Raw genomic sequence first — 17,480 nt, 5'->3', positions numbered from 1 at the left:
GAATGGCCTGACGGGCCGTGTGGTTGATTGCCGCGTGACCGGTTGCCCCACCCTCTTTCATAAACCGTGGAAAAGTGCCGACCTGGGCAAACAGTAACCGTTTGTTACAAACAGATGATACGCTGCGCACCCCTCTACTGCGCCGAGGCCCCTGGTTTCCGATGTCCGATTCCGCACCGCAGTTGTTGCGTCACCACCGCCCTTTCCTGGCCTTCTGGCTGGCCCGCGTGTTCACCGCCAGCGGCTTCCAGATGCTCACCGTGGCCATTGGCTGGCACCTCTACCAGTTGACCGGCAATGTGCTGGACCTGGGCCTGGTCGGTCTGGTCGAATTCGCCCCACGGGTGTTGTTCATGTTGCACACCGGGCATGTCGCCGACCGCTATGACCGGCGCAAGGTCGCTGCCTTGTGCCAAAGCCTGCAGGGGCTGATTGCCCTGGCGCTGGCGGTGGGCAGCGCGACCGACAACGTCACCCGCGAACTGATCTTTGCCCTGGCCTTCCTGCTCGGAGCCACGCGTTCGTTCGAAATGCCGGCAACCCAGGCCTTGTTGCCCAATGTGGTGCCACCTGGGCTGTTCCCGCGGGCGGTGGCGGCTTCGGCGTCGGCCACCCAGTCGGCCACCATCGTGGCGCCGGCAGTGGGCGGTTTCCTGTATGCGTTCGGCAGCATCTGGGTGTACGGCCCGACCGTTGCCCTGTACGCCATTGCCTGTGTGCTGACCCTGAGCCTGCAGGCACGCGGCCAAGTCGCCCAACGTGGGCGCGCCAGCATCGAATCGCTGCTGGCCGGCATCCGCTTCATCCGCAGCCGGCCCGATATCCTCGGCGCCATCTCGCTGGACCTGTTTGCAGTGTTGCTGGGCGGGGCCACCGCGCTACTGCCGGTGTTCGCCAAGGACATCCTGCTGACCGGCCCGATGGGCCTTGGCCTGCTACGTTCGGCACCCGCGGTGGGGGCGTTGCTGATGTCGCTGTGGCTGGCACGCTTCCCGTTCGAGCGCAAAGTCGGGCGGACCATGTTCACCGCCGTTGGCGTGTTCGGCGTGGCGACCATCGCCTTCGGCCTGTCGACCTCGTTCTGGTTCTCGCTGGCGGTGCTGGTGGTGCTGGGCGCGGCGGACATGATCAGCATGGTCATTCGCAGCTCGTTCGTGCAACTGGAGACACCGGATGAAATGCGCGGGCGGGTGAGTGCAGTGAACGGCTTGTTCATCGGTGCCTCGAACCAGCTCGGTGAGTTCGAATCGGGGGTGACGGCGCACTGGTTTGGCACAGTGCCGGCGGTGGTGATGGGCGGGGTGGGCACCTTGGTGGTGACCGGGGTATGGATAAAGCTGTTCCCGACCCTGGCCAAGCGCGATCAACTGCACAGCAAGCCCACCAACTGAACGCCGTGGCCCGATCACTGGCCGCTCAGAGCATCAAGGTCATGCAACGTTCATGGCCGCTGCGGGCCGTGTAGCCATCGCCACTGTCCATCCAGCCGGTGGCGCGGTACAAACCCAACGCCGCATGGTTGTCGCGGTCCACTGACAATTGCAGGCATTCGACATCCGGCCACATCGCGCGCACCACTGCCGGCAAGGCCTGCATGCACCCACGGCCCAAGCCACGCCCCTGCAAGCGTTTGTCGACCTGCAAGGCCGTTATCATCGCCGCACCAGGCTTGGCCCAGGCGGGTAGAAATGCCCCGCACTGAAGCAACAGCAACCCTTGCGGCACGCTGTCGAGCACAATCACCAGTGCACGCCGTTGATCGCTTTTGCAGTTGAGCAGCAGATACAACGCACTGGCCACATCACCGGCATGGCGTTGCTGCGCTGGGTGCAGCTGGATATCGAGCAATTGGGCGCGCTGGGCCTGGTTCAGGTCACGGTAGTCAATCAACTGCACAGCGCTGCTCCCACGAGGCCGCATGCCGCGCGGCGCAGAATCGGCAGTATATCGCGACATTGATTACCGCTCACCGAGCATGCTGGTATGATGCGCGGCTTTTTTCCTCCCCACACAAAACCACGGCAACCGGTACGGTCTGTGCTTTGCTGATGGGGTCGATACATTCATGGCGCCGGGGGCGCCTTGGGGAGCGGGCATGCTGGAAAGGCTGTTTCAACTAAAAGCACACAACACCAACGTGCGCACCGAGATTCTTGCGGGCGTTACCACCTTCCTGGCCATGGCCTACATCCTGTTCGTCAACCCGAGCATCCTCGGCGAGACCGGCATGGACAAAGGGGCGATCTTCGTCGCCACCTGTCTGGCTGCAGCCATCGGTTCCACCACCATGGGCCTGATCGCCAACTACCCGATTGCCCTGGCACCGGGCATGGGCCTGAACGCGTTCTTCACCTACACCGTGGTGCTGCACATGGGCCACACCTGGCAGGTGGCGCTGGGGGCGGTGTTCCTGTCGGCGGTGATGTTCTTCCTGCTGTCGATCTTCCGCATCCGCGAATGGATCGTGAACAGTATCCCGTTGCCGCTGCGTTCGGCGATTGCCGCCGGTATCGGCCTGTTCCTCGCGCTGATCGCCCTGCATAACGCTGGCATCGTCGTCGATAACCCGGCCACTCTGGTGGGCCTGGGCGACCTCAAGCAACCCGCACCGATCCTCGCCACCCTGGGCTTCTTCCTGATCGTCGGCCTGGAGTCGCTGAAAGTGCGCGGCGCCGTGTTGATCGGCATCCTGGCGGTGACCATCGCCTCGATCGTGATGGGCGTGACGCCGTTCGGTGGCATCGTCTCCATGCCGCCGTCGCTGGCCCCAACCTTCTTGCAGTTGGACATCGCTGGCGCGCTGGACGTCGGCCTGGTCAGCGTGATTTTCGCCTTCCTGTTCGTCGACCTGTTCGACAACTCCGGCACCTTAATCGGCGTGGCCAAGCGCGCCGGGCTGATGGGCAAGGACGGCCACATGCCGAAGATGGGCCGTGCCCTGATCGCCGACAGCACCGCCGCCATGGCCGGTTCGCTGCTGGGCACCTCGACCACCACCAGCTACATCGAATCCGCTGCGGGCGTGAGCGCCGGTGGCCGCACCGGCCTGACCGCCATCGTGGTGGCCGTGCTGTTCCTGCTGGCGTTGTTCTTCGCCCCGCTGGCCGGTAGCGTACCGGCATTCGCCACCGCCCCGGCCCTGCTGTTCGTCGCAGTGCTGATGGCCTCTGGCCTGGCGGAAATAAACTGGGACGATGTCACCGAAGCCGCACCGGTGGTGGTGACCGCCCTGGCCATGCCGCTGACCTACTCGATCGCCAACGGCATTGCCTTCGGCTTCATCTCCTGGACCGCCGTCAAGCTGATTTCCGGCCGCCACCGCGACCTGAACCCGGCCCTGGTGATCCTTTCCATCCTGTTCGTCATCAAGCTGGGCTGGTTCAACGCATGAGTGCTGCTTTCGACCCCTCCTCCTACGCCACCCAGCTGGACGCCAAGGTGGCCCGGCTGCGCGAGCTGCTGGCGCCGTTCGGCGCGCCGGAGCCGGCCGTTTTCGACTCGCCGCGCGAGCACTACCGCCTGCGCGCCGAATTCCGCCTGTGGCGCGAGGATGGCCAGCGCCACTACGCCATGTTTGCCCAGGGCGATAAGCACAAGGCGATCTTGATCGACGATTTCCCCATTGCCAGCCAGCGCATCAATGCCCTGATGCCGCGCCTGAAGGCGGCTTGGCAGGCCAGCGAGGAACTGGGCAACCGCCTGTTCCAGGTGGAGTTCCTCACCACCCTGGCTGGCGATGCGATGATCACGATGTGCTACCACCGCCCGCTGGACGAGGCATGGGAAGTGGAAGCGCGGCAACTGGCTGAAGCGCTGGGCGTAAGCGTCATTGGCCGCTCCAAGGGCAAGCGCCTGGTGATCGGCCGCGACTACGCGATTGAAGAACTCGACGTGGCCGGCCGTGTGTTCAGCTACCGCCAACCGGAAGGCGCGTTCACCCAACCCAACGGTGCGGTGAACCAGAAGATGCTCAGTTGGGCCTTCGAGGCCATCGGTGAGCGTGAGGACGACCTGCTGGAGCTGTACTGCGGCAACGGCAACTTCACCCTGCCGCTGGCTACCCGTGTGCGCCAGGTGCTGGCCACCGAAATCAGCAAGACATCGGTCAATGCCGCGTTGAGCAACCTCGACGAGAACGCTGTGGATAACGTGCGGCTGGTGCGGTTGTCGGCAGAGGAGCTGACCCAGGCGCTGAATGAGGTGCGACCCTTCCGTCGACTGGAAGGCATCGACCTGAAAAGTTATGAGTTCGGTACCGTGTTCGTCGACCCGCCGCGGGCGGGGATGGACCCGGATACCTGCGAGCTGACCCGGCGCTTCGAGCGGATCCTGTACATCTCGTGCAACCCGGAAACGCTGGCGGCAAACATTGCCCAGTTGCAGGACACACACCGTATCGAGCGGTGTGCGTTGTTTGACCAGTTCCCCTATACCCACCATATGGAGAGCGGGGTTCTACTGGTCAGGCGCTGACCGTCGCACATTTGGGGCCGCTTTGCGGCCCCAAAGGTTTGAATCAGAAGTCGAAGAAGACTGTCTCCCCTTCCCCCTGAATACGGATATCAAAGCGATATGCCGTCTTCCCATCCACTTCGCAACGCTTGGCAATCAAGGTTTCACGCCGCTGTGGCTGTTCGATCAGGTTGAGCACCGGGCATTTGGCATTGGCCTGGGCCTCATCATCGAAATACAGGCGCGTGTGCAGGTGAATGTTGATGCCACGGGCAAACAGGCTGATGTTGATGTGCGGCGCCATTGGCACGCCAGCAGCGTTGTTCACCACACCCGGCTTGACCGTGTGCAGCGTCCACTCACCGGCATCGAAGGTGGTAGCGGTGCGGCCAAAGCTGTTGAAGGCGTTTTCCAGGTTGTAGGCATCCTGGTACTCGCCGTTGGCATCTGCCTGCCACACCTCCAGGAACGAATCGCGCACCAGGTGGCCGTTACCGTCGTACACCTGGCCGATCAGCAGAATGTGCTCGCCCGGCGCGTCAGGCTTGGCCAGGCGGTTCCAGATTTCCTGGTCGCGGGTCGGGTTGCCGGCCGCTTCCAGGGCCAGGCCGATGTGCACGTAGGGGCCGGCAGTCTGCGAAGGGGTTTCCGGCAGCAGTTCGATTGGCATGGCGGGTTCCTCAGCAGTTTTCGAAGTGGGTCTTGCGCTGGCCACGCAGCACGATGTCGAAGCGGTAGGCCAGGCAGTCCATCGGGTTGGCGTTGCTCATGTCGAGCTTGGCGATCAACTGCTGCACGGCTTCAGGGTTGGCGATCGACTTGACGATCGGGCACATCGGGATCAGCGGGTCACCCTCGAAATACAACTGGGTAATCAGCTTGGTGGCGATCGACGGGCCGCTGATGGCGAAGTGGATGTGCGCCGGGCGCCAGTCGTTGGGGCCATTGCGCCATGGGTACGGGCCCGGCTTGATGGTGCGGAAGCTGTAGTAGCCGTCACGGTCGGTCAGGCAGCGGCCAACGCCGCCGAAGTTCGGGTCCAGCGGGGCCAGGTAACGGTCGTTCTTGTGGCGATAGCGGCCGCCGGCGTTGGCTTGCCACATTTCTACCAGGGTGTTCGGCACAGGCTTGCCATACTGGTCGACGACACGGCCGGCGACGATGATACGCTCACCGATCGGCAAGCCACCGTTGTTGAAGTTCAGCAGCAGGTCATGGTCGTGGGTGCCGAAGCCCAAGTGGGAAAAGTCCGGACCAGTGGTTTCGCTGATCGACTGCGGAATGCTGACCAGTGCCTGGCGCGGCGAGCGGGCGATGGACGTTTTGTAGTCAGGCGTAAGGGCTTTGGGGTGCCAGTTGCGATCACGGATCACGAAGCGGCTGTTGTCCTGTGCGGGCATGCCGGTTTCCTCTCTTGGAATTATCTGAACGCCTGGGCGTGGCAGGCGGACTTACAGTTTCCGACAGGTCGCGCACGATGAATATTGAAATCAACCACACGAAACATAACCAAATGGTTATACATAAACACTTTGCCCTGACACTTGCCGCTGTCGTGAACTAATCTTTGTCTTCTTGTTTCACGCTCGGGAGAGCACTCATGGAATGGCGAAAAGGCCGACGCAGCGACAACGTGGTCGATGCCCGAGGCGAGGGTGGCGGTGGCGGCGGCATGCGTTTCGGCGGCGGCAAAGGGCTGGGGCTCGGGGCGATTCTGCTGATCGTCGGTATCGGCTGGCTTACCGGGCAGGACCCCTTGCAGATTCTTGGCCAGCTCACCGGCCAGATGGAACAGCAGCAGCAACAAACGGCGCCCAGTGGTGCGGGCGGCAAGGCGCCGCCGGCCAACGACCAGCAGGCCGAGTTCGTCGCCTCGGTACTGGGCGATACCGAAGACACCTGGAAGGCCCTGTTCGCCGAGGCCGGCAAACAATACCGCGACCCCAAGCTGGTGCTGTTCAGCGGCCAGGTCAACTCGGCGTGTGGCTTTGCCTCCGCAGCGGTCGGGCCGTTCTATTGCCCGGCGGACCAGCGGGTGTACCTGGACATGTCGTTCTTCCGCGAAATGGAAACCCGCTTCGCTGCGGCCGGCGACTTTGCCCAGGCCTATGTGATCGCCCACGAAATCGGCCACCACGTGCAGACACTGCTGGGCGTTTCGGCCAAGGTCGATGCCGCACGTCGCAGTGGCCAGCGGATGGAGGGCGACAACGGCTTGCTGGTGCGCCAGGAGTTGCAGGCCGACTGCCTGGCCGGTGTTTGGGCCTACCAGGCCCAAAAGCGCCTGAATTGGCTGGAGCCAGGTGACGTCGAGGAAGCGCTGAATGCGGCCAATGCCATTGGCGATGACCGCCTGCAACAGCAGGGCCGTGGGCGTGTGGTGCCGGACTCCTTCACCCATGGCACTTCGGCGCAGCGGGTGCGCTGGTTCAAGACCGGGTTTGCCGAGGGTGAAGTGAACAGCTGCGATACCTTCAGTGCACGTAACCTCTGACACGGATTGGGGCCGTTTGGCGGCCCCAATCATCCAGTTACAAATCTGCTGAAAAAGCGTTTCAGCTTCCCCCATCATTGCCGATAACTCCTGCACGAGTCAGCGGGCATCCAGAACAACAACGCCTGGCGATCGAAGATCAAAAGAGCGAAATCAACTTCTGGAGAGCGTGCATGAACAGCTGGTTCGCCAACATCAGCGTCAACCTCAAACTCGGCCTGGGCTTCGGCCTTGTGCTGGTCCTCACTGGCCTGCTGGCCCTCACCGGCTGGACCAGCCTGGGCAGCCTGATCGACCGCAGCAACTGGATGGGCGATATCGGCCAGTTGAACAAGGATCTCACTGACCTGCGCATTGCGCGCCTGCAGTACATGATCGCCAACGGCGACGATACTGCCGCCGCCAACACCCAGGCCAAGCTGGACGCCTTCAGCAAGCAGCAAGCCTACCTGGCCACCACGTTCAAAAGCCCGGAAAACATCAAGCTGCTGGGTGAGCTGGGCGACACCATCAGCGCCTACAAGCTTTCGTTGAACAAGATGCGCCAGGGCTACGACGCCACCCGCAGCGCACGCGTTACCATGGACAGCTCGGCCACCCGTGCCGACCAGGCCATGGACGCCCTCAGCCAGGAAGTGATGGCACGCCCCGAGGCCGACAGCGTGCGCCTGGCCCAGTACCAACTGATCAGCAAGGCCCGCCAGCAACTGCTGCAGGTACGCATCGATGTGCGCGGCTACATCGCCGACAACAGCAGCGCCAACGAGCAGGCCGCCCTGCGCCAGCTGGATGCAGCGCTGGCCGACATCGACAACCTCAAGCGCCAGCTGCCCGCCGAAGACGCCCGCCTGCAACAGTTCGAAAGCTCGGTACTGGCTTACCGTGACGCCGTGCGCCAGTTCCGCGATGCGGTCGCCAACATCACCACCTCACGTGCCGAAATGACTGTGCAGGGCGCCGATATCGTCAAGCGAAGCGATGCGCTGTACCAGATCCAGCTGCAGCGCCGTGACATCGAGAGCACCCAGGCCCGCAGCCTGCAGGCCATCGCAACGTTGCTGGCGCTGCTGGTCGGTGTGCTGGCAGCGGTGCTGATCACCCGCCAGATCACTCGCCCGTTGCACGACACCCTGGTGGCCGTGGAGAAGATCGCCAGCGGCGACCTTACCCAGCACATGCGCGTCACCCGCCGCGACGAACTGGGCGTACTGCAGCAAGGCATCGCGCGAATGGGCACTACCTTGCGCGAACTTATCAGTGGCATCCGCGATGGCGTCACCCAAATCGCCAGCGCCGCCGAAGAGCTGTCGGCAGTAACCGAACAGACCAGCGCCGGCGCCAACAGCCAGAAGGTCGAGACCGACCAGGTAGCCACCGCCATGCACGAAATGGCCGCCACCGTTCAGGAAGTGGCGCGCAATGCCGAGCAGGCCTCGCATGCCGCAACCGGTGCCGATGACGAAGCCCGCGCCGGTGACCGAGTGGTGGGCGAGGCGATTGGCCAGATCGAGCGCCTGGCCGAAGACATGCACCGCTCCACCGAGGCCATGACCCTGTTGCAGCAGGAAAGCCAGAAGATCGGTAGCGTGATGGACGTGATCAAGTCAGTGGCCGAACAGACCAACCTGCTGGCACTCAACGCGGCGATCGAGGCGGCGCGCGCCGGCGAGGCCGGGCGTGGCTTTGCCGTGGTCGCCGACGAAGTGCGCGGCCTGGCCCAACGCACGCAGAAGTCCACCGAAGAGATCGAAGAGCTGATTGCCAGCCTGCAGCAGGGTACCCAGCAAGTGGCCAGTGCCATGCAGGGCAGCCGTAGCTTGACCGACAGCAGCGTCGAACTGGCGCGCAAGGCCGGGGCTTCGCTGGAGAGCATCACCAGCACGGTGTCGAGCATTCAGTCGATGAACCAGCAGATTGCCGCGGCGGCAGAGCAGCAGAGTGCGGTGGCTGAAGAGATCAGCCGCAGCATTCTGAATGTACGTGATGTGTCGGAGCAGACGGCGGCGGCCAGTGACGAGACGGCGTCGGCGAGCGTTGAGCTGACGCGGTTGGGTGGGCAGTTGCAGACACTGGTCAGCCAGTTCCGCGTCTGACTTGAAGCCCCTGGGGCCGCTTAGCGGCCCATCGCGACGCAAGGCCGCTCCTACAGGAAATCGCGTTCCCCTGTAGGAGCGGCCTTGTGTCGCGAAAGGAGGGCGAAGCCCTCCCAGCGCCCGAACAGGCTTACTTGACGATCATCCCCACCCCACGCCCACGCGGATCAGAAGCGGTCTCGAGCTTCGCCCCATCCACCCGGATCGCCTGGATATCGCCCATCTCCCAACCCTGGTCCTCCAGCACGTAACCCATCTTCTTCAGTTCATCAGCTACCGGCCCGGTCAGGGGCGCATAGCTGTCAAAGTAGATGGTGTCCTTGGGCAGCAACTGATGGTGCACCCGCTGCGCCGCCACCGCCTTGTCCAACGGCATGCCGTAGTCGTACAGGTTGTTCATCACCTGGAAGATCGAGGTGAAGATCCGTGAACCACCCGGGGTACCGATCACCAGCTCGACCTTGCCATCGCGGGTCATCAGGCTAGGGCTCATCGATGAAAGCATGCGCTTGCCCGGTTCGATGGCGTTGGCATCACCGCCGACCACACCAAAGGCGTTAGCCGCACCCGGTTTGGCGCTGAAATCATCCATCTCGTCGTTCAGCAGGAAGCCCGCGCCCTTCACCACCACGCCACTGCCGTAGTCGAGGTTGAGGGTGTAGGTATTGCTGACCGCATTGCCTTGCTTGTCGACGATCGAGAAATGCGTGGTCTGGTGCGGCTCCAGCCCTGGCTTGACCTGGTCGGTGTCGGAAATGGCCTTCGGGTTGACCTGCGCGGCGCGCTTGGCCAGGTAATCCTTGGCCACCAGCTGGTCCACCGGCACCTTGGTAAAGGCCGGGTCGCCAAGGTAGTCGGCACGGTCGGCGAACACCCGCTTTTCGATCTCTGCCAACAGGTGGATGTACTGCGCCGAGTTGTGCGCCACCCCTTTGAAGTCCGCCGCGCGGTCTTCCTTGATGCCCAGCAACTGGGCCAGTGCCACGCCACCGGAGCTCGGCGGTGGGGCGGTGTACACCACATTGCCGCGCCAGCTTACGGCCATCGGCTCACGCCACACGGCCTTGTAGTCCTTCAAGTCTTCTTTGGTGATCAGGCCTTTGTCGGCCTGCATCTGCGCAACCAGCAGGTCGGCGGTCTTGCCCTGGTAAAACTCGCTCACGCCCTTGTCGGCGATGCGCTCCAGGGTCTGGGCCATTTCCGGCTGTTTGAACAGCTCGCCAACCTTCATGTTGCCGAAGTAGTCGTTGAAGTTGGTCGCTGTCTTGAACATGCCCTGGGCATCGTTGCGGTACTGGTACTGTTTTTCCGCCACCTTGAAGCCGTTTTTCGCATAGCCGATGGCCGGGGTCAGCAACTCGCTCCAGGGCAGCTTGCCGAACTTCTGGTGCGCCTCCCACAAGCCCATCACCGTACCGGGTACACCAGCGGCGCGTACACCAACCAGGCTCAGGTTCTCGATGACCTCGCCCTTGTCGTCCAGGTACATGTTGCGCGTGGCGGCCTTGGGCGCGACTTCGCGGTAGTCGAGGAAGTAGGGCTTGCCGTCGATGAACAGGGTCATGAAGCCGCCACCACCGATGTTGCCGGCCTCGGGGTAGGTCACCGCCAGGGTGAAGGCGGTTGCCACTGCGGCGTCCACCGCGTTGCCGCCCTTTTTCAGAATGTCGGCGGCTACCTGTGCACCATATTGATCAGGTGCGGCCACCGCGCCGCCCTCCAGGTTGGCGGCGTAAACCGAGGAACAGCTCAGAATCGCGGCTGCGAGAGCCAGGTACTGGAACGGGACAATACGCATGACACTTCCTTGGTGTTGTTTTTGTTGAGCAGTCAGTAAGGCCGAAGCGCTTCGACTGTGCAATCAACCGTAGGAAGTTTCGCCGCCTGTGGGCAGGATTTGTCGCGTTCAGGCAACTCAGCAGGCGTACATCGCCAATTTGCGCTGGATGAAGTCCAGGAAGCACTGGATACGCAGCGCCAGCTGGGTGTTGCGGTAGTAGACCGCGTGGATCGGCTGACGGTAGCCATTATTGGCTTCGCCCAGCAGCACTTGGAGGCGCCCGGTGCGGATGTCTTCGTGGGTCATGAAATGCGACAGGCTGACGATGCCCTCCCCGGCTAGCGCCAGCTGGCGCAGGGTCTCGCCACTGGAGGCGAGCAATGCCGGGCGGATGCTGAAGCGGTCGCCCTGGGCGTGGCGCAGTGGCCAATGGTTGAGCGATTCGGGCTGGCTGAAGCCGAGCAGGCAGTGGTTGGCCAAATCCTCGACGCGCTGCGGTGTGCCGTGCTGCTCCAGGTAGGCAGGGCTGGCCAGTACCTGCACGGGGCTGCAACCCAGGTTGCGCGCATGCAGGCTGGAGTCGGCCAGCTCACCGATGCGGATCGCCACGTCGGTGCTCTGCTCCAGCAGGTCGATGATCAAGTCGTCGGTGTTCAGCTCCAGCTCGATGCCCGGGTACTGGCGGCGGAACTCGCCGATCCACGGCAGGATGGCATGCAGCATGAACGGCGCAGCGGCGTTGATGCGCAGCCGCCCGGAGGGGGTCTGGCGGTTCATCGAGAGGCGCTCTTCCATCTCGTCCATCTGCTCCAGGATCAGCCGCGAACGCTCGAGGAAGAAACGGCCCTCCTCGGTCAGGTCCATGCGCCGGGTGGTGCGGTTGACCAGCGTGGTGCCCAGCTTGCCTTCCAGCCGCGACAGGGTGCGGCTGACGGCGGAGGGGGTCTGGCCCATCTGCTCGGCGGCGGCGGAGATCGAGCCGCAGTCGATGACGGCGACGAATACCTGGAGTTCTTCGGATCGGGTTATCACACGATTGGCCTTGGCAGGGGTATGCGGTGATTGATAGCGGGTCATCGGAGTCTGTGCAAGGGGCCGCTGCGCGGCCCCAACCTCCCATTACTGCGCCTTGCCGAATACCTTGTCCAGATGGGCTTCATACGCTGCCAAGGCAGCCGGCACATCCGGCCGCTTCATCACATCCACCGCCAGGAAGGTCGGCAGGCCGCTCATGCCAAGGAACTGGTTGGCCTTGTGGAACGGGAAGTAAACGGCATCAACACCCTTGCCTTCGAAGAAATCGCTCGGGTCATCGAACGCCTGCTGCGGCGCGTTCCAGGTCAACGACAGCATGTACTGCTTGCCGTGCACCAGGCCGCCGCTGCCGTACTTTTGCGAGTGGTCCGAACGGGTGCGGCCATCATTGGCGTAGAGGCTGCCGTGGCCTGCCGTGAAGACTTCGTCGATGTACTTCTTCACCGTCCACGGCGCCCCCATCCACCAACCGGGCATCTGGTAGACGATCACATCAGCCCAGATGAATTTCTCCACCTCTGCCTGCACATCGTAACCACCGTCAATGAATGTCTGCTGCACGTCGAACCCGGCGCGGTCCAGATGAGCGAGGGCCGCTTCGTGCAAGGTTGCGTTGAGACGGCCATCAGAGTGAGCGAACTGTTTACCACCATTGAGCAGAAGGATCTTTTTCATGCTGGCCTCCACGGCCGAATCAAAATTCAGGCCGGCAGATTAGAGGCTCACGGGTGTGGGATACAGCAGTGACGGGGCAAAATACAATTGATCAGAAGTCACGAATTGGCAATGAATTATTGCCGTAGAATCAGCTCACCAACCATCATCGAGTAGCGCCCCATGAGTGAGCAGTTCGCCTTCATCCTCAAAGCCAAGACCCACCCGGAAATGGCTGATGCGTTCGAAACCCTGTTCCGCCCCTACGTCGAGCCAAGCCGCCAGGAGCCAGGCTGCATCGAGTACCACATGCTGCGCGACAAGGAAGACCCGAGCCTGTTCGTGTTCTTCGAAGTGTGGGCCGACCAGGCTGCGCTGGACGTGCATTCGGCCCTGCCGCACATGACAGCGTTCTTCGAAAAACGCATGGAATACCTGGAGCGCGATTTCGATATCCAGCGGGTCGACATGCTCAGCGCATCATCTGCTAACCGTTAATCAGCAGATGGCCGCCGAGTACGGCCAGGCCGATGAAGAAGCAACGCTTGAACAGCAGCGCACTGATGCGCTGACGCAGCCACTGCCCGGCCAGCATGCCAAGCAGGGCCGGCGCCAGCATCAGCAGCGATGCCCCCAGCGCCTGGCCACCCAGGGCATCCTGCCCAGCCAGGCCAACGGCCAAGGCCAGGGTCGAGACCGTGAATGATAGGCCCAAGGCCTGGATCATCTGCTCTCGGCTCAGACCCAGGCTCTGCAGGTAGGGCACAGCGGGCATCACGAACACCCCAGTCGCCGCCGTGACCACGCCAGTGACCAGGCCGCAAAGCGGCCCCAGCCAACGCTCGTGCCCCGCAGCCACATGAAAGCCCAGGCCGACCAACCCATACAACGCATAGACCAGCAAGGCGGCTCCCAACGCGTGGGCAGCCCACGGGCCGCTGTTGATTCCCAGCCAAGCGCTGCCCAGCCATGTACCGACAAAGATCATCACCAGCATCGGCCCCAGCCGCACCAGCAGCGCCCGCAGGTGCCCACCGCTGGCCAACTGCCAAAGATTGGTGAGGGTCGAGGGCACGATCAGCAATGCGGCAGCCTGCGCCGGTGACATGGCCAGGCCCAGCAAGCCCATGGCAATGGTCGGCAGGCCCAGGCCGATCACCCCCTTCACTGCACCAGCCAGCAGGAAAGTCAGTACCACCAGCAGCGAGAGTGCTGGGCCAATGTTCTGGAAGAAAGTGAGCAAGGTAGTCATGGGGCCGATGATGGCGTACAGCGAACGAGGTGAAAATCTGCCATATACTCAGCCAGCCTCTTGCCGAGACAGAGCCACATGCACTTCGACCTGATCGACCTCAAGCTGTTCCAACACACCCTGGAGTGCGGCAACATCACCGCCGGCGCCAGCCGCAGCCATCTTTCACTGGCAGCGGCCAGTGCGCGCATCCGCGCCATGGAAGCCTCGCTGGGTATTCCTTTGCTTGAGCGTAACCGTCGTGGCGTACAACCGACGCCGGCCGGCCAGGCGTTGTTGCAGCATGCGCGGCTGATAACCCAGCAAGTCGAGCGCTTGCAGTTCGACCTAAGCCAGTATGCGCAGGGGCAGCAAGGCCAGGTGCGCCTGCTGTGCAACACCGCTGCGCTTACCGAGTACCTGCCCGAACTGCTGGCCAGCTTCCTGGCGGAAAACCCCGGTGTCAGCGTGGACGTGCAAGAGCTGCCGAGCTTGCGCATCGTGCAGTCGATTACCCAGGGCATCGCCGACCTGGGCATCGTTTCCACCGCTGCCCCCAGCGAGCATCTGCAAACCCGGCCGTTTCGCGACGACCCGCTGGTGCTGGTGACACCGCTGGGCCACCCGCTGGCCCATGCAGCCGCGCCCAGCTTCATCGAAAGCCTGAGCCATGGCTATGTCGGCCTTGGGGCTGGCAGCGCGTTGGCACTGTACCTGGAAGAGCAGGCGCTGCGCGAGGGGCGGCGCATGCGGATTCGGGTGCGGGCAGAAGGGTTTGACGGGGTGATTCGCATGGTGGCGGGCGGTGCAGGTGTCGGGGTGGTGCCGCTGGCAGCGGTGCAGCGCTGGCAAGGGATGTTGCCGTTGCATTGGGTAGCGCTTGAGGAACCATGGGCCAACCGCAAGTTGCTGGTATGCGCGCGGGATTTTACTGCGCTACCGGGCTATGCCGCAGGGCTGGTCACCACACTCTGCGGCTGAGGCAAGCAACAAGTGCAGGTAGTGCCGGCCAGCATCACCGACCTGCATTTATGGCGCGTGGGCAAAGACCGGTACGCCTGCAATCTCGGCTGGCCAGCCAAGTCGCTCTCAGCGCCAACAGCGTGCGCCAGGCTCTGGGCGGGCACGAAGAACTGGCGCACATCACCGTCGAGGTAAAACGCCTGGCATAGCGCGGGCAGGCAGCTGGACGTCGAGCCCAGGCAACTGCGGCTCGGCCGATGGGCCTATGGTGACCCGTCATTCAGCCAGTCACCAGGAGTTGTGCCATGTCCGATTTCATCACCGTCCTGCGCGAAACCTGCCCGACGCCGGTCGTGGACGCCACCAAGTGGAAGCGCATCGGCGGCGATCCGCACACCGTCAACCTCAATGCCTACCTGTCTGCCGACGGCAGCAAGATCATGGGTACCTGGATCTGCACCCCAGGCAAGTTCGAGGTCAACTACGAGAAGTGGGAGTTCTGCCACTTCCTCGATGGCTACTGCATCATCACCCCGGAAGGCGAAGAGCCGAAACACCTGAAAGCGGGTGATGTGTTCGTGATCGAACCTGGGATGAAAGGTACCTGGGAAGTGGTCGAGACCGTGCGCAAGTATTTCGTCTTTGCCTGATCAGAAATTTCCACCCGATATAGGCCCTGTGGAAAACGCTAAATTTCCCACAGGGCCAGAAACACTCTTGAACAATTTGTTTGAACAAGGCAACAAAAGAGCGTGAATTAATCAAAGCATTGAACCACAGTTACATGGCCTTACACATCCCCGCCCATTTCTGTAGTCCTTTTCTGAATCTAATCCCTACCTCTCAATGCGTATTGCCCTCGCACTCACTCAGGCCTAGCCTGCACTGACTGCCCCCATTCGTGGGTAGCATTGCCCAATCAAAAGTTGCCAGGGAGAGGTAGACATGGCTTTCGATGCATATATTCAGATTGACCGTATTCCAGGCGAAGCACGGGACGAAAAATACAGTCAATGGATTGAAGTACTTAGCTATGACTTTGGGGTCAGTCAAAGTACATCCGCCACTGCAAGCTCGGCTGGTGGTGCCACATCCGGCCGAACCTCCGTCACCAACTTCACATTCACCAAATACCTCGACAGTGCCAGCTGCAAGCTGATGGAGGCCAGTTGTACAGGGCAGCATCTCAAAGCGGTGAAGCTGGCACTCTGTCGCGCCGGCGGTGACAAGCTCAAGTATTACGAAATCATTCTTGAAGAAGTCATCATTGCCGAGTACTCGCAGAGCGTCGACACCGGTGTACCGCTTGAAGTAGTACAGCTCAACTACGGTCGAATCAAGACCACCTACACCCAGCAACGGCGCATCGATGGCGGCGGTGGCGGCAACATCGCCGGCGGCTGGGACCGTATCGGCAATAAAAAATACGCGTGAGGCTCAAGTCATGTCCGAAGCCCGCGCGTTTCTCAACCTCAAGCTGCAAAACTATCATCGGCTCAAATCCGACCTCGCACTGAGCGGCCATGCGCTGGAAAAATTTGATGTTCTAAATTCGCACATTGCCAATACGGTGGTGCGTAGCGGTGAGCTTATCATCATTGGCGACCCCACCACGGCTTCCTGCACCAGCCAGGAAGCCTGGATGATGAGGCAGGCTGCCATTGTGCACATGGGGCTGATGCGCAACGGCCAAGGTGTGGATAACTTCTTTCTGGATAATTTCGAGACTTTGAAAAGCCTGATCGCGCATGCGTCCATGGGCGCTGGAATGGTCAGTGACGGATGGAGCAGGCACCTGAAGGCTATCGAGGTCACCTTGATGGATATCGAGAAGCTCCACCAGCAGTTTCTTGGGTCAGGAACGATGACAGCCCGCGAACAGTTCTATGCGAAGCGATCGGCCTTGTTCATGAAACTGGATGAACAGTTGGGCAAGATGGCGGCTTATGGTTCAGGCCTGAGAAACAAGGGATCGATCAAAAGGACGCTGGGAATATCCACCAAGCGTTATATTCACACAGGCGAAATAGCCGGTTACGCCAACAAGGTAGCCAGTGTCGCGAGGGCATCCAGCTTGATCAAACAAGGAACTTACATAGGCGTAGCACTTGAAATCGCAGCCACTGGACTGGATATCCACAACGCTTGTACGCTCGGTCACGAAGAGGATTGCACAAGGGCAAAGTACATCGACGGAGGCTCACTCGTGGGAGGCCTTGCAGGAGGCGGTGCAGGCGGATATTTGGGTGGAGCTATTATCGCGCCAGTTTTATGCGCAGCGATCGGGTTACCAACAGGTGGAACAGGTGGGCTTCTTTGTGCAGTTATAATTGGTGCCGCAGGCGCCACAATTGGAGGCAAGGCTGGTGGGGAGAAAGGTGAAGCTTACGGCGATTTTTTGTATAGAGCGCTCTCAAACTGATGGCTATTGAAGATGGGATCATTGCAGCCGTCATTATAAATTTGATTATCATCACAATGATCACTCAGTTTTTAGTCGCCTCACGACGCACAGAATATTTTGAATCCCTATTCCCCAAAAGCAAATATATAAAACAAAACAAACTACTCTACGAGCGAGCCGGATCAATCGGCAAGATGATGCGCACGGGCGCAATCTCAACAATACTTGCATTACCATGTTTTTTTACAAAAAGAAATCTAGTAGATAGGCAAGAGATCGAAGGCTTTCCGAAAAAAACCAAGATCTTACTTGTAACACTTTGGGCGCTGCACATCACTCTATTCAGCGCCTTGATAATAGCGCATTACCTATAA

18 protein-coding genes and 1 pseudogene are annotated in these 17,480 nt (G+C 61.4%); 12 read left to right on the top strand and 7 right to left on the bottom strand.

All coding sequences use genetic code 11. The features are described 5' to 3' along the window. Positions 1–161 precede the first annotated feature (161 nt). On the top strand, positions 162–1,391 hold the full coding sequence (locus APH35_RS20900) for an MFS transporter (protein ID WP_012274183.1): 1,230 nt from the start codon (positions 162–164) through the stop codon (positions 1,389–1,391). Between the two features lie 25 nt (positions 1,392–1,416). Here APH35_RS20900 and APH35_RS20895 read toward each other — a convergent pair whose 3' ends face one another. Further along, positions 1,417–1,896, bottom strand: coding sequence for a GNAT family N-acetyltransferase (locus tag APH35_RS20895; protein ID WP_012274184.1), 480 nt, complete (start codon positions 1,894–1,896; stop codon positions 1,417–1,419). 199 nt (positions 1,897–2,095) lie between these two features. On the opposite strand from APH35_RS20895, the gene APH35_RS20890 reads away from it, so the two are divergent. Together APH35_RS20890 and trmA are read left to right on the top strand one after the other, a co-directional pair. Then, positions 2,096–3,391 (top strand): NCS2 family permease, encoded by a 1,296-nt coding sequence (locus APH35_RS20890; RefSeq protein ID WP_012274185.1) that lies wholly within the window; start codon positions 2,096–2,098, stop codon positions 3,389–3,391. After that, positions 3,388–4,473 carry a tRNA (uridine(54)-C5)-methyltransferase TrmA gene (gene trmA / locus APH35_RS20885; RefSeq protein WP_012274186.1) on the top strand — a complete coding sequence of 362 codons (1,086 nt, stop codon included), beginning with the start codon at positions 3,388–3,390 and terminating at the stop codon, positions 4,471–4,473. Before APH35_RS20890 ends, trmA begins: the two co-directional genes overlap by 4 nt. A gap of 43 nt (positions 4,474–4,516) precedes the next feature. Here trmA and pcaG read toward each other — a convergent pair whose 3' ends face one another. Then, a complete protein-coding gene (gene pcaG / locus APH35_RS20880) occupies positions 4,517–5,122 on the bottom strand; it encodes a protocatechuate 3,4-dioxygenase subunit alpha (protein ID WP_012274187.1) in 606 nt (201 codons plus the stop codon). Between the two features lie 10 nt (positions 5,123–5,132). Further along, positions 5,133–5,852 carry a protocatechuate 3,4-dioxygenase subunit beta gene (gene pcaH / locus APH35_RS20875; protein ID WP_012274188.1) on the bottom strand — a complete coding sequence of 240 codons (720 nt, stop codon included), beginning with the start codon at positions 5,850–5,852 and terminating at the stop codon, positions 5,133–5,135. Between the two features lie 200 nt (positions 5,853–6,052). On the opposite strand from pcaH, the gene ypfJ reads away from it, so the two are divergent. Together ypfJ and APH35_RS20865 are read left to right on the top strand one after the other, a co-directional pair. Continuing rightward, positions 6,053–6,946: a KPN_02809 family neutral zinc metallopeptidase gene (gene ypfJ, locus APH35_RS20870; RefSeq protein ID WP_060494435.1), complete on the top strand. Its 894-nt coding sequence runs from the start codon at positions 6,053–6,055 to the stop codon at positions 6,944–6,946. A gap of 173 nt (positions 6,947–7,119) precedes the next feature. Then, positions 7,120–9,039 carry a methyl-accepting chemotaxis protein gene (locus APH35_RS20865; protein ID WP_060515379.1) on the top strand — a complete coding sequence of 640 codons (1,920 nt, stop codon included), beginning with the start codon at positions 7,120–7,122 and terminating at the stop codon, positions 9,037–9,039. A 130-nt stretch (positions 9,040–9,169) separates the two neighbouring features. On the opposite strand, the gene ggt is transcribed toward APH35_RS20865, so the two are convergent. From ggt to APH35_RS20850, 3 genes are all read right to left on the bottom strand, one after another. After that, the gene (ggt, locus tag APH35_RS20860; RefSeq protein WP_060515378.1) at positions 9,170–10,837 is read right to left on the bottom strand and encodes a gamma-glutamyltransferase; all 1,668 of its coding nucleotides are present in this window, start codon (positions 10,835–10,837) and stop codon (positions 9,170–9,172) included. Between the two features lie 117 nt (positions 10,838–10,954). Continuing rightward, positions 10,955–11,851 (bottom strand): LysR family transcriptional regulator, encoded by an 897-nt coding sequence (locus tag APH35_RS20855; RefSeq protein ID WP_060515385.1) that lies wholly within the window; start codon positions 11,849–11,851, stop codon positions 10,955–10,957. 87 nt (positions 11,852–11,938) lie between these two features. Further along, positions 11,939–12,529 carry an NAD(P)H-dependent oxidoreductase gene (locus tag APH35_RS20850; protein WP_060515377.1) on the bottom strand — a complete coding sequence of 197 codons (591 nt, stop codon included), beginning with the start codon at positions 12,527–12,529 and terminating at the stop codon, positions 11,939–11,941. 162 nt (positions 12,530–12,691) lie between these two features. Between APH35_RS20850 and APH35_RS20845 the strand changes: the two genes are divergently transcribed. Continuing rightward, positions 12,692–13,006: a putative quinol monooxygenase gene (locus tag APH35_RS20845; RefSeq protein ID WP_060515376.1), complete on the top strand. Its 315-nt coding sequence runs from the start codon at positions 12,692–12,694 to the stop codon at positions 13,004–13,006. Here the strand turns inward: APH35_RS20845 and APH35_RS20840 are convergent. After that, positions 12,996–13,760, bottom strand: a complete 765-nt coding sequence (locus tag APH35_RS20840) for a sulfite exporter TauE/SafE family protein (protein ID WP_060515375.1) — start codon at positions 13,758–13,760, stop codon at positions 12,996–12,998. The two genes, APH35_RS20845 and APH35_RS20840, sit on opposite strands and share 11 nt — an antisense overlap. 78 nt (positions 13,761–13,838) lie before the next feature. On the opposite strand from APH35_RS20840, the gene APH35_RS20835 reads away from it, so the two are divergent. From APH35_RS20835 to APH35_RS20815, 6 genes and pseudogenes are all read left to right on the top strand, one after another. After that, a complete protein-coding gene (locus tag APH35_RS20835; RefSeq protein ID WP_060494439.1) occupies positions 13,839–14,720 on the top strand; it encodes a LysR substrate-binding domain-containing protein in 882 nt (293 codons plus the stop codon). 24 nt (positions 14,721–14,744) lie between these two features. After that, a pseudogene (locus tag APH35_RS28500) lies at positions 14,745–14,911 on the top strand (cation transporter); the annotation flags it as partial. Positions 14,912–15,007: 96 nt separating this feature from the next. Further along, entirely contained in the window at positions 15,008–15,352 is a 345-nt protein-coding gene (locus APH35_RS20830; protein ID WP_003258412.1) for a cupin domain-containing protein, read from the top strand. A 295-nt stretch (positions 15,353–15,647) separates the two neighbouring features. After that, positions 15,648–16,136, top strand: a complete 489-nt coding sequence (locus APH35_RS20825) for an Hcp family type VI secretion system effector (protein ID WP_012274197.1) — start codon at positions 15,648–15,650, stop codon at positions 16,134–16,136. A gap of 10 nt (positions 16,137–16,146) precedes the next feature. Further along, positions 16,147–17,124: a hypothetical protein gene (locus tag APH35_RS20820; protein WP_012274198.1), complete on the top strand. Its 978-nt coding sequence runs from the start codon at positions 16,147–16,149 to the stop codon at positions 17,122–17,124. After that, positions 17,124–17,480 carry a hypothetical protein gene (locus tag APH35_RS20815; RefSeq protein ID WP_256213805.1) on the top strand — a complete coding sequence of 119 codons (357 nt, stop codon included), beginning with the start codon at positions 17,124–17,126 and terminating at the stop codon, positions 17,478–17,480. The genes APH35_RS20820 and APH35_RS20815 overlap by 1 nt, the downstream gene beginning before the upstream one ends.

Source organism: Pseudomonas sp. NBRC 111132 (assembly GCF_001320565.1).
In the GTDB taxonomy this organism is placed as follows: Bacteria; Pseudomonadota; Gammaproteobacteria; order Pseudomonadales; family Pseudomonadaceae; genus Aquipseudomonas; species Aquipseudomonas putida_P.
The sequence above is the reverse complement of the archived record's forward strand: the minus strand, read 5'-3'. Positions and strand labels throughout refer to the sequence as shown.